Raw genomic sequence first — 13,403 nt, 5'->3', positions numbered from 1 at the left:
TTTCGGGCTTTTACTATGAGTATCAGATACAGGATTTCACTCTACTTAGCGATAGTACTTTTGACGGGCTCTTTTGTTCTCGCTGGTATAAATTCATTCTCCTCTTATTTTAGCTTAAAGTCTCAGGTGGATTCGGGATCTACCATGGCTGGTAAACGGTATCAATACGAAATTTCAAATTTTTTGAATTCCGTTTTAGGATCTTTAAGAGGGTTCCAATTTATGTTGGAAACTTCCCATCCTAATAGGGAGGAGATGATCTCTTCCCTTAAAAAGTTAGCCGAAACAGATTCTCATTTTTTCGGGACCTGGGTGCTATACGAGCCAAATGCTTTTGATGGGCAGGATGCAAGATATAAAAATACTCCTTATCATGATGCTACAGGTAGGTTTATCCCTTATTGGAATAGGGCAACTGGTGACTTGAAGATCACATTCGCAGAATCGTATGACGTTGATGATACGATCAGCTTTTATTATAGAATTCCTAAAAAGACCCAAAAAGATTTTATCTCAGACCCGTATGTATATTCAGTAAGTGGAAAGGATGTACTCATGGTTTCTATGGTAAAACCAATCCTACGAAACGGAAAGTTTGTAGGAACAGTCGGGACAGATATTGCCATGGCAAATCTCCAGGAATTATTGGGGCCAATCCGACCATTTAGAGGAGAAGGTTATCTTGCGTTAGTTTCACCTGACGGGCTTTATGCAGCGAATGGTGGAGATCCTTCCTTGGTGGGTAAGGCAATCCCGGAAGAAAATATCCGTGCCCAAGTGAAAGAGCTGAGTCTGAAAGGAGAAGATTTTCAGATCAAGGGTTCCGGTCATACCAGATACTTTTTCCCATTTTTATTAGGAAATTATGATAAACCTTGGGCGGTAGAAGTATCGATCCCAGATTCGATTTTTTGGTCTGATATGAGAGGAGTGATATTGCAGACGATATTATCATCTCTCGTGATAATGGTAGTAATCCTGATCATTCTGAACTTGATCTTTAATAAACTCATTACTAGTGGTTTATTGGAAGCGATCGGTTTTTCGGAGAAGATTGCGGATGGGGATCTAACTTCTCATATAGAGATAGCAAGAGAAGACGAGATAGGCAAGTTACTTAAGTCAATGGATCTAATGAAGGTGAATCTATCAAAGATCATCTTGGATATCAAAACTTCTTCTACCAAATTAAATAGTACATCAGATCAAATGGCAGAGTCCAGTCGTAATTTCTCGGATGTAGCACAAGCACAGGCGTCAGCAGCTGAAGAATCCTCGGCAGCGGTAGAGGAGCTTGCGGCTTCTGCAGAGAATGTTCGTAGATCGATGGAAAAAGCGATCGAGAATATGAAGGAGATAGATACGAATGTAGTTCTGTTGAGAGAACAGATTGGAACTATTAATAACGAGATGCAAACATTATCCCAAGTGGCATCCGAATCCCAAGAACGTGCTGTTACCGGTGAAAATGCGATGGGTGCTACGAACCAAGCGATGGATGAGATTGGAGAAAGTGCGAGTCGTATCAATGAGATCTTATCAATCATCACTGAGATTTCTGAAAAAACAAACCTTCTTGCATTGAATGCTGCGATTGAAGCGGCAAGAGCAGGAGAAGCAGGTAAAGGATTTGCGGTAGTTGCAGAAGAGATTAGTAAACTTGCATCTCAAACTTCTTCTTCTGTCCAAGAGATTGGAGAGCTTGTGGATTCCACGAATAATGCAGTTCATAACGGGAACACTAAGGTAAAAGAGGCGAGTGATATACTTCGTAAGCTTAGAACCTCAGTGGATTCTTTTGGATTATCTGCGAAGAAGGTATTAGAGTCCGTTAAAACCCAAGAGAAGAATACTCAAGACATCCATCAATCAGCGAATTTTTTGATGAGTTTCAGTTTACAGATAGAAGAAGCAGTCCAGGAACAGAAGAGGGCAACTGATGAGATCACTAAGACGATCGTCAGTATCTCTGAAGGGACCCAGGAGGTTGCTTCCGGAGCGGATGATTTGACTTCTTACTCCGGTGAAATGCACCAACAATCCGAAGGACTCTTGAAGTCAGTGGATAAGTTTAAACTTTAACTTCTAAAAAAGGAAGCAGGATCCGGAACATTGTAAATCCGGGTCTTGTTTCTACTTCTATCTTTCCTTCGTGTTTTTCTACGATCTTTTTCACAATATCCAACCCTAAACCGCTTCCTTCTCCCGGAAGTTTTGTAGTGAAGAATGGTTGGAAAATTTTATCTAAAATATTTTCAGGAATCCCAGGTCCATTGTCTATTACCTCTACGCAGATAAAGTCAACTTTTTGATAAACTTTGATCTCGATTGTTCCTCTGAACTCCATCGCTTGCAGAGAATTATAGATTAGATTTGTCCATACATGGATGAGATCGTCCGGATAACATAATATTTTTGGAATATTTTCGTATTCCTTTGAGATTTGGATCCCTTTTTTGAGTTGGTTTTGGTAGATCGTAAGGACTGTTTCTATATTTTCCGTAATAGATGCAGGGATTTTTTCCGAAGTAGTATCGAAATGAGAAAAGTTTTTTAAAGCGTATAAGATCTTGGAAACCCGGTCTACTGCGATCTGTATCGTGTTCGTGTTTGAGAAAAAGAATGCTTCCAATGCGGAATATTCCAAGAGCACGTTTGCTTTTTCGCAGACCAGAAAGGGAAGTGCTAACTTAGGCAATTCTTTAAATCCCATATCGGTTAAAGTATCCGCGATCGCATAAGGAGAAGGAATATTCAATTCCTGTAATTGAGCTGCTATACTTTTTTTGGCATTCCTTTCCTCCATTCCTGCCAATTGGTCTTTTGGTTGTCGAACCAGGCTTAAAAATTGACGGAAGGATTCTACCTGTTCCGAATTCATTACTGTTAATACATTTTGTACGTCAGGTAAAATTGTTTGGAAACGTATTAGGCATTCTTGCAGGTTTTGATTGGATGCTTGTACTGCTCCAATTGGATTATTGATCTCATGAGCCACGCCCGCGATCAATTGTCCTAGTGCAGCCATCTTTTCGGATTGGATGAGTTGAGCCTGGGCTTTTTTAAGGTTTTCTAATGTTTCTAATAACTCATTTTTTTGCATCTCTATCAGTCTGTTCCTGACAGAAATCTCATCGTTAATCACTTTTAATTCTTCCACCTCTTGGATGGCAGAAGTATCTAAAAGGCTGACTGCAGCTACGTAAGTATCTTTTTCCGTATAAAAATGAACACTTCCTATTGCGGAAAACACTTGGCCGTTCCAACGTATTGCTCTCAGTTCCAGGTTTTCGGAACTTTCGAAAGAACGTATCCTTGCATGTAATGTAGCCCAAGAATCGGAAGTAAATAAGGACACAGGAGAAACAGAATGAATGTCTTTTTGATGAAAACCGAATATTCTTAGGAAAGCGGGGTTAGTGTCCAAGATACTTTCCGTTCTTGGATCTAAGAAGATGATTGCCTCGTTTGCGAATCTATAGAAGGTTTGGAACCTCGCCTCGCTCGCCTTTAATTTTTCTTCCGATTTTTTTCTATCGGTGATATCTGCCACGATCCCTGCCATTCTTCCCGGAACCTTTTTAGAGTTACGGTATACTTGGCCTTTGACTTCTAACCAATGAATAGTTCCATCCGGATGGAAAACCCTATATTCTAAATTGATCGCATTCTCTTTTCCTAGCAGGCTAGATTTTACCGATTTTCGGATCAGGTTTTGATCGTCTGGATGGACAAGATCCATAAACACTGAAGTAGCATTATCGAAATCCTGTAGGTCAACCCCGAAAATGGAAGCGGTATCAGAAGACCAATGGGCTGTTCTGTCTTTTAGATTCCAGCTCCAAGTTCCCATTTTAGATGCGTTTAAAGCGAGCCTGAGTCTTTCTTCGCTCAACTTTAAGGCCCTTTCTGCCTGAAGTGATTCAGTAATATCCGTGACTAGGAAAACGAGATTTTTTATTTTTCCGGAAACATCTTTGATCGGAGCTCCATTGATGGATAAGAATTTTTTATTTCCGAATTCATCTTCTATCGCATGTCGAATATCAAATACGGGTTGCCCAGAGGTAAGTACTCGTGTGAACGGTTGATCCTCCGCGGTCCATTCTCCACCATCAATTGAAGTTGCCTTCCATTCGGGCGCATTATATTTTCTTTTTTGTATCTGATCTACATTTAAGCCCAGAACTTTTTCTGCGGAGGAATTTGCGTATAAAATTTTTCCTTCAGGACTTAATACGGTGATCGCAGCTACTGATGTTTTCATGATCTCAGCAAGAAGGTCTCTTTCTGTAATGAGTTCACTATGTTTTCTTTTTCTTTCTATCGCGTTAGTAAGAATTTCTCCGATCGCTTTTAAACTTGCGAGTTCGAATTCTCCTAATTTTAGATCGGCTTTGTTCAAAGGAACTTCGTTATTCATTCCTAAGGCTCCGACTACTTTTCCTTCTAAGGTAAGAGGAATCGCGATCAAGAACTCGATATGTAAAAGTTTCAATTTGTTTTTGATATCCGATTCTGGAAAATCGTCCTGGCTTAGCAGAAATATATTCCCATCTAAGATCTTCTTTGTAAGGAAATTATTCGGATCTATCGGGCTTTCCTTAGGCCAGCTCGCATCTTGGTTATTGGATTTCGGATCAATGAATTCGTATGTAAGCGTCCTGGTTAATTTTTCCATGTCGTATAAGACTAGATTTCCCCTGGACATTTTGAAAGTTTTAACGATCTTCCGAACCGCACTCGAGATCGCTTCTTCAATTTCTAAGATAGGTTGATTGATAAGCTCGGTAGAAATGGAAGAAGTTAGACGTTCTATATTTCTTTTATATTCTTCTTCTTTTTTTCTTTGGATCTCATCGCTGATATCTTGGACCGTTCCTAAAAGTTTAAGTACTTTTCCTTCTGAATCTTTGATAAAATCAGTTCTGTTTAAAAGTATCTTCTCCTTTCCTGATGTTGTAATGGATCTATATTCAATTTCTGCTGAGACCCCTTCTATCACGGATCTTTTGAAATGTTCTTCTACTCTTTCCCTATCATCCGGATGCATATAATCAAATGTAGGTACAAGCATTCTATCATTCGTTTCTAATATTTGGTATAGTCCTTCGGAAGCAGTCATCTTTCCGGAGGGTATGTCATATTCCCAGCTTCCTATTTTTGCAGTCTTTTGGGCTCTGTCTAGGAAAAGTTTTGTTTCTCTTAATTCGTCTTCTATTTGTTTTTGTTCTGAGATATCTATATGGATACCGATCATTCGAACTGGGTTTCCATTAGGATCCCTCTCTGCTATTTTTCCTCTAGTTAAGATCCATTTATAAGACTCATCTTTACATTTTAAGCGGAATGCTGTGGAGTAGACTGGCAATTCTCCTTTTGCATAATTTTGCCAGGCAATATTCGTTTTGTCCCTGTCTTCTGGATGAAGACTTTCATTCCAAAATTCGTAAGTAGGAGTTATTTCCCCCAAACGATAACCAAGCATTTTTAGCCAGTTCTCATCTACACGATGTTCGTTCGTTACAATATTATAATCCCATATACCTAGATTGGCTCCTTGGACTGCAAGGTCTAGGTTCCTTTCTTTTTCTTCTAGGATTTTTTCTGTTTCTTTTTTTTCGGTAATATCTATGTGAATGCCGAGTGCTCGGACGGGGGCTCCGTTTTTATCTCTTTCCCAAACTTTTCCTCTAGAGCGTATCCATTTCCAAGTTCCATCCTTACATAACATTCTGAAGTCTGTTTCAAATAGTTCGGATTTACCTTCTGTATGTTGATCCAATCTTTCCATCATTAGGGAAATATCATCCGGATGGATTCTGGACCTCCAAAATTCCGAAGTGGGCAGGAATTCTTCTAGAGTATACCCAAGCATTTCTGCACACCGTTCATTAGGTATTACTGATGCGTTTGGAATATTCCAGTCCCAGAATCCTAAGTCTGCACTTTTAATGACTAGATCTAATTGTTCTTCTCTCGTTTTGAGTAGGATTTCCGCCGCGATTTCTTTTCTGAGATCGATTATGTTTCCCCGGACTAGATTGTTGGAACCGGGGATCTTCACTAAATGTATTTCGCAAGGAAAGATCTGTTTATTTTTATCACAATGCTCCCATCTGAATACTGGAGTTTCTCCTTTTAATGCCAGGGATATTTTTTCACGGGCGGATTCTCTGGAAATCTTGCCATCCGGTTGAAATTCCGGTGAAATATCGGCGGGACCTAATTTTAAGAATTCTTCTCTAGTATATCCGAAAAGAATTTCAGCAGTTGAATTAACTACCTCGAATATACCTGTATCCGAGTTCAGGATCGTGATCGCGGAAGGGGAATGATCGATCAAAGATCTCAACAGACGATTATCTGATTCCGAGTGGTAGAGTTTTTCTAATTTTCTCTCTAACTCGGAGATCCTCTGGGTCGCCGCATCTAACTCCGTTTGGAGATCATTGTCCTTCTGTTTTGTATTTTTGGGATTCACTCTCTATTTAATAGAAAGCGAAAACCTCACTTTGAAAACAAAAATACGGGAGGGCTTCGGCTTTTCATTCCGCCTTTGTTGTGATTGTGTGGAAAGAATAAGGCAAAAAGTTCCCGATCCCAAACTGGGTGAAAATGTAAATTATTCGAAATATTTCAAGTGTTCCGAAATAAATTATCAATATTTTTTAGAATAAAATTTTTTGAGTGACGAGTTAAGATAAATACACATTTCTTTTCGTCTTCTTGATGATTCTCGTCCCGTAGAAGACCGCTCTATGTACTTGGGAAAAATCGAGAGAATAGGGTGCCCGCCCTAGTTTATATTGGAGACAAAATTATGTTCCTTGGAGTTTGGCCGAAGCGTTCGTTTGCATATGCGGCAGGGATATTTTTTCTTTTTGGTTTCGGAGAAGTATTCTCAGCCGATTTTGTTCGTTTAAAAAACGGACAGGTAGTCCGGGGTAAGATCATCTTAGAAGACGAAGAGAAGGTACTGGTCGCTGAGAATGATGATTATGTTCGTTATGTAGATAAGGATAACGTAGCACAGGTAAGTTACGAAAAAGGAAAACAGAATACCGGCGCTTCTACCTTAGATAAAAAAACGGCTCCGCAAAAAGTCTCCGATGTACCTCAAGGACATGTGGAGACCGGTCCTCCGAATATGTATGGGCCTAGCGCCGGGTCCAGTAATGGTAATGGGGCAGAAGATACTTCTATAGAAGTTATACACGAGGTGGTCACGGACTTTATTTGGCGGGGACTTAGTTTCTCCGGAGAGATCGCCAATCGCAGGGATAACGAAAGTTATAGGGCTATGACATTCGTTCCTTCTTACCAACCTACCGTAACATTTAATACTCCATTAAAAGGTTTTCAGGTACAGTTTTGGGGAAACTTTCAATTAACTGAACGTAATGATAGGGATAATGACGGAAGATTTCAAATGTATCCTGGAGGAGCCGGACCGGGTTATGCAGGACAGGGTTCTGCGGGTTCCTTAAGCCCATTCTCAGCTCCTTCTCCCGACACGTTAAACTCTGCTTGCCCTTATGATACTCAAACAAACTTTCTAGCGGGAAATCCTACTACAGGTTCCACTTGCGGTGGGGACGTTCCGGGTTTCAAAAAAGAACAGAATGGTATGAAACGTTCGGATGGTTTGTTCTACGCATTCTATTATAATTTCGAGAAGACCAGTTGGGGAACTTTTACTGCAGGTATTTGGTTCTATAATACTTTCCAAAAGAGTGCAGCTTATACATCTCCTGCATTAGGAGGATTCAACTCCGCTGCTGCGCAAGGAGTTGCCGGAGCAAATAACCCTTCTACCCAGATCACTCGTTTGGCTTGGCAGGAATATTTTTTCTTTTGGAAATTGCCTTTCTTACAATATGTGAATCCTACAATTTCATTCTATACTCAATTCTCTCAGGAGAATGCGGGTTTGATGGCAGGTAAAAACTATCTATCTTTAACGATGGGGCATGAGTTCTTTGAAGGGAGTTTTTTCAGGATCCTTCCTCAGGTTAATATAGGTTATGCGATGAGCAATAATATCGTGGATAATAGATATGGAATCCAGGATATCACTTCTACGCTTACTTTCTTTTTCGGGAAGTTCTTCTTCAAGGCTGCGGACGTATATAGACCTAATTTATATATGTATGATACGGATAATTATTACGGAGCGACAGGCGGTTACGTAAATAGCACTAGCAAGGATAGTAAGATCGTGGATCCTGGAAAGGTAAACGGTCCTGCCAATCAGTTAGTATTGGATTTTATTAATACATCTACGACCATACCGGACCAATTGAGGCAATCGGTAAGGGAATCTTATCTTTTGCAGAAAATTCCTTCTCATTTGGTTTGGTTTAGTATTGGTTTCAGCCAGAACTTTTAAGTATATAAGGAATATTTAAAATGAGTATTCGGTTTAGGATTTCACTTTATCTATCGATAGTTTTACTCTCGGGTTCGATTATTTTAACAGTGATCAACTCGGTAGGATCATATTTTAGCCTAAAGTATCAGGTAGAAGATGGTTCTAGAATGGCTGGAGAAAGATTCGCTTATGAAGTGAAGGATTTTTTAGATTCCGCATTAGGCTCTCTTAGAGGGGCCCAATTTTTATTGGAATCTTCTAAACCGGCAAGAGAAGAAGTAGTAGCTGCACTCTGGAAATTGGTCGAGGCAAACCAATATTATTTCGGGACCTGGGTTGTATTCGAACCGAACGGTTTCGATGGGCAGGATGCAAGATTCAAAAATAAACCTCCTTATCATGATAAAACAGGAAGATTTGTACCTTATATTAATAAATCAAAAGGAGCAGTTATAGCTGAACCGGTAATATATTACGAAAATCTGGATGAGTCGGGAGCTTTTTATACTGTTCCTAAAAAGACACTTCATGATTTTGTTGCGGATCCTTTTTCTTATCCCGTAGGTGGAAAAGATGTACTTATGGTTTCTCTCGTGAAACCTATACTTAGGGGAGGAAGTTTTTCAGGAGTTGTAGGCATTGACCTTGCTATGGAAAACTTACAGGAACTTTTAGGACCAATCAAACCATTCAGGGGAGAAGGTTATCTTACACTTATATCTCCAAATGGTACCTATGCAGCAAATGGAAAGGATCCTTCCTTGGTAGGTAAAAAGAGCCCGGACCAAGAATGGTTAAAACAGATCGTAGATGGTATCGCAAAAGGAAAACCTTTCTCGCTGCATGGAGGAGGGGAAGGGCATCATTTTTTCCCATTTTTATTAGGAAATTATGATAAACCTTGGGCAGTAGAAGTATCGATCCCAGATTCGATTTTTTGGTCAGATATGAGAGGAGTGATATTACAAACAATATTATCCTCTCTCGTAATAATGGTAGTAATCCTGATCATTCTCAACCTGATCTTTAATAAACTCATCACTAGCGGTTTATTGGAAGCGATCGGTTTTTCTGAGAAGATTGCGGATGGGGATCTTACTTCTCATATAGAGATAGCAAGAGAAGATGAAATCGGAAAATTGCTTAAGTCAATGGATCTGATGAAGGTAAATCTATCAAAGATCATCTTGGACATCAAAACTTCTTCTACAAAACTAAATAGCACTTCAGATCAAATGGCAGAGTCCAGTCGTAATTTCTCGGATGTAGCGCAAGCACAGGCTTCTGCAGCGGAAGAATCCTCGGCAGCGGTAGAAGAACTTGCGGCCTCAGCGGAGAATGTTCGTAGATCGATGGAAAAAGCGATCGAGAATATGAAGGAGATCGATACGAATGTAGTTCTGTTGAGAGAACAGATTGGAACTATTAATAACGAAATGCAAACCTTATCCCAGGTGGCATCCGAATCCCAAGAACGCGCTGTTACCGGTGAAAATGCGATGGGTGCTACGAACCAAGCGATGGATGAGATTGGAGAAAGTGCGAGTCGTATCAATGAGATCTTATCAATCATCACTGAAATTTCTGAAAAAACAAACCTTCTTGCATTGAATGCGGCGATCGAGGCGGCTCGTGCAGGAGAAGCAGGTAAGGGATTTGCTGTGGTTGCAGAAGAGATTAGTAAACTTGCATCTCAAACTTCTTCTTCCGTGCAAGAGATTGGAGAGTTAGTGGATTCTACAAACAATGCGGTTCATAACGGGAACACTAAGGTAAAAGAGGCGAGTGATATACTTCGTAAGCTTAGAACCTCAGTGGATTCTTTCGGATTATCTGCGAAGAAGGTATTAGAGTCCGTTAAGACCCAAGAGAAGAACACACAGGATATTCATCAATCTGCGAATTTTTTGATGAGTTTCAGTTTACAAATAGAAGAAGCAGTCCAGGAGCAGAAGAGGGCAACTGATGAGATCACTAAGACGATCGTAAGTATCTCTGAAGGGACCCAGGAGGTTGCTTCCGGAGCGGATGATTTAACTTCTTACTCCGGTGAAATGCACCAACAATCCGAAGGACTCTTAAGATCAGTGGATAAGTTTAAACTTTAATTCGGGAAGATTCTCTCTAAGATCTGTCTTTGAGATCGGAGAGAATCTTTAGCAATCCCATTTTCCATTTTAAAGACAGGTTTATTATCTTTTAATATTTCTAATTTCCAGGGTTTCTTTTCTAAGACTACATGAACGTATGAAACAAAAGAATCTGCGAAAAAATCATCCGCATTTGTTGCCGCATATAATGTAGGAAAGGGTGTTTTAGAGAGGATTGGATAAATTTTCTCCCAGTTCTCATCTAAAGAAATAGATTCGGAATAAAAACGGATCTGAGGTCGGATGGTAAACACTGAATCATCCAAATAGCTAACCTTCTCCGATTTCCAAATCCCTTTATAAAACTCATAGTTTGAATAAGATCTTTTGGGAGAAAAAAAGCTTGGGCCTATATTTTCCGTTTCAGATAGGATATGGCCGAATTCATGTAATAGGATATAACGGAGAGCATTTGCCTTAGTATTCTGTTTTTCCTCTTCTATCTTAATTCGTATATTTATATTTCCTTTTTGGAATGTAGAGTTTTCCTTATAGCTGATCCAGTCGTTTGCATTTCGATTTAAAGTGTTTGCATCTAAGATCACAAATCCCCCGATTGATTTGCCATCTTTGCGAACTATCCCAGTAACTGCAGAGCCTCCTAAGTTTTCGCATACATAAATACGAAGGAGTTTGTTTTTAAGAAGAGAAACAACCGGATCCGTTTGCGAATTCAAGGCTTCCAATAATATAGATTTGAATACGTCTAGATTTTTGATAGGACTAGGTGACTCGGTAAATCCATCTATTCTATTCAATTCATTCACATAATCTAAGGCATGTTTGTCTAAATTAAGAATCCTGGAATCCCAGTCCTCTGATTCCAACCCGACATAGTTCTCTATCTTTGAGAGAGGAGTAGAAGATAGAACATCTGCATAGGGGTTCGGATCTCCTACTTCTTCTTTGCAAGAGTAGAAGGTTTCAAAAACAAGAATGAATACGACAAACAATCGACATAAAAACATGCGGCTTTGAATGTGCAAAACTTGAGCTAGAACGAAAAGTATTTTTCTTTGCATCGCAAAAAATCGAAAAGAGAAAGATAGGGATATTGATTTGCATTTCATAGGCCCTTTGTAAGATTTGTGCCTGTCTCTCATGAAGACCGGCGTCTCTTTTTATAACACTTGCAGATTTCCCGGCAATTTTGCTCGGACTTCTTTCCTGTTATGGTTAGTCTTATCGTTTCTTTATGGAGTCTCTATCTATTCGGATGTGACCAATCCTTGGGAGCTTCCAATAGATGAGAGGATCTTGAATCGAAAAGATGTGAGTCATATCGTTTTAGAGACAAGACCCGGCGGATTTCGAGTTACTTTGTTAATTAACGAAAGATTTCCGTATAACTATAAATCAAAATCAGCCGCTTTCTATTATTCTAATATTAAGGATTCTAAAGAAGGTTTGGAATTAGCGGAAAAATTAGATCGATATCTTAAGTCTGGCTTCAATATGAAGATCAGATTTAACGGATCGGAAATTTACGAATTTATATTAGATGAATCTATCCAATAAAAAAGCTGGCGGAATACTCAACCCTTGGTCTTTCCTGGAAACCGAGTTTAATTACAGGGAAGTAAGCGCATGGAAAGACTTCGTCCGTATCGATCAATCATTCATTCGACTCGCTTTTTTTCTCCACTTCTTAGTCTATTTTTTAGCTCTAATCCCTGAAATACAGAATTCTCCTCATGGGACCATTTACTTCGGTCTAATCTTAAGTTTAAATATTCTGAGCCTTGTTCTTTCTTTTCAAAGAAAATATCTGCCTGCGGTCATTCATGGTACAAACTTTAGCATTATCTTTTTGGTAATGTTGATCTTAAACGAATCCTTCTACAGCTTCGACGATCTTCATAGTTTACAACTTTATAATAATTATTTCTTACTCGTTGGATTTTTGGTTCTATTCCAAATGTTCCGACTAAAAGTGAAGGGCTGCTTCTTAACTGCAACTTATTCTATAGTATTACATCTTGGGTTTATTTATTTCAAACTCAATAATAGCTCTCTTCCTGGATTTCCTTTAGTTCTTTTCGTTCCTGATGTGGTCTATCTAATCTTAAGTTTGATCGGAACTACGATTGTAGTAATCGTAAGAAGGTTAGTCCGTATTTCTTCCGAATTGGATTCTGAGTATAGATTCTTACAACATGAACTTCAGATCGCTAGAAAAGTGCAGGAGACATTATTTCCGGAAGATGTAAGTATCAAAGGTTTTAAATACGAGGTATTTAGATCTACTCCGAATGAGATCGGTGGTGATTTTTACGATTTTATTCAATTAAGGGAAGGAAACACTGGAGTTTTCTTAACTGATATTGCAGGGCATGGGATCGCTTCTGCGTTAGTCGCATCATTTATCAAAATTATGGTAGCGACTATGCCTTATCGTCTCAAGCTACATCCTGTCCGACTACTGGAATATCTGGATGAGACACTTCTTAGGCAATTCAAGTCTCACCACGCTTCTGCGGTTTATATATTTTTCGATTTTATTTCCAAAGAGATCCATTTTGCAAACGGGGGACATCCTTATTTGATGCATTCCCAAAATGGAAACGACTTTAGGGAAATAGAAACTACCGGAAGTATATTAGGATTCGGGATCAAAAGGCCGATCGCGGAACTCGTGTCTTTGCCTATCCAGTCTGCGGAAAGGTTGTTTTTATACACCGACGGATTGATAGAGAATCGAAATCCGCAAGGAAAACAGCTTGGAAGTGAAGGCCTAATTGAAATCCTGAACAGAAATAAGTCTTTTACCGATTTAAAACAGTTTAAAGAGGCCGTCCAAGTGGAACTCTCCGCATTTTTTGGAGACGCTGAATTCGAAGACGACACACTTTTCCTGATCATCGAGATGGAGTAAATAA

At 39.4% G+C, this 13,403-nt stretch carries 7 protein-coding genes; 5 read left to right on the top strand and 2 right to left on the bottom strand.

Annotated features, from left to right (window positions below; all coding sequences use genetic code 11):
• Positions 1–15: 15 nt before the first annotated feature.
• A complete protein-coding gene (locus CH377_RS05740; RefSeq protein ID WP_100722860.1) occupies positions 16–2,082 on the top strand; it encodes a methyl-accepting chemotaxis protein in 2,067 nt (688 codons plus the stop codon).
• Here the strand turns inward: CH377_RS05740 and CH377_RS05735 are convergent.
• Positions 2,072–6,484: a PAS domain-containing protein gene (locus CH377_RS05735; protein ID WP_100722859.1), complete on the bottom strand. Its 4,413-nt coding sequence runs from the start codon at positions 6,482–6,484 to the stop codon at positions 2,072–2,074. The genes CH377_RS05740 and CH377_RS05735 overlap by 11 nt on opposite strands.
• Before the next feature lie 339 nt (positions 6,485–6,823).
• Between CH377_RS05735 and CH377_RS05725 the strand changes: the two genes are divergently transcribed.
• Together CH377_RS05725 and CH377_RS05720 are read left to right on the top strand one after the other, a co-directional pair.
• A complete protein-coding gene (locus CH377_RS05725) occupies positions 6,824–8,392 on the top strand; it encodes an LA_0442/LA_0875 N-terminal domain-containing protein (protein ID WP_243402103.1) in 1,569 nt (522 codons plus the stop codon).
• Between the two features lie 20 nt (positions 8,393–8,412).
• Entirely contained in the window at positions 8,413–10,482 is a 2,070-nt protein-coding gene (locus CH377_RS05720; RefSeq protein ID WP_100722857.1) for a methyl-accepting chemotaxis protein, read from the top strand.
• Here CH377_RS05720 and CH377_RS05715 read toward each other — a convergent pair.
• Positions 10,479–11,492 (bottom strand): hypothetical protein, encoded by a 1,014-nt coding sequence (locus tag CH377_RS05715; protein ID WP_243402104.1) that lies wholly within the window; start codon positions 11,490–11,492, stop codon positions 10,479–10,481. The two genes, CH377_RS05720 and CH377_RS05715, sit on opposite strands and share 4 nt — an antisense overlap.
• Before the next feature lie 133 nt (positions 11,493–11,625).
• Between CH377_RS05715 and CH377_RS05710 the strand changes: the two genes are divergently transcribed.
• Together CH377_RS05710 and CH377_RS05705 are read left to right on the top strand one after the other, a co-directional pair.
• Positions 11,626–12,042, top strand: coding sequence for a hypothetical protein (locus CH377_RS05710; RefSeq protein WP_207797658.1), 417 nt, complete (start codon positions 11,626–11,628; stop codon positions 12,040–12,042).
• Positions 12,026–13,399, top strand: a complete 1,374-nt coding sequence (locus CH377_RS05705) for a PP2C family protein-serine/threonine phosphatase (protein WP_100722856.1) — start codon at positions 12,026–12,028, stop codon at positions 13,397–13,399. The genes CH377_RS05710 and CH377_RS05705 overlap by 17 nt, the downstream gene beginning before the upstream one ends.
• Positions 13,400–13,403 lie beyond the last annotated feature (4 nt).

This window comes from Leptospira haakeii, assembly GCF_002812045.1.
In the GTDB taxonomy this organism is placed as follows: Bacteria; Spirochaetota; Leptospiria; order Leptospirales; family Leptospiraceae; genus Leptospira_B; species Leptospira_B haakeii.
Note: the sequence above shows the minus strand (reverse complement) of the source record. Positions and strands in the feature narration are given on the sequence as shown.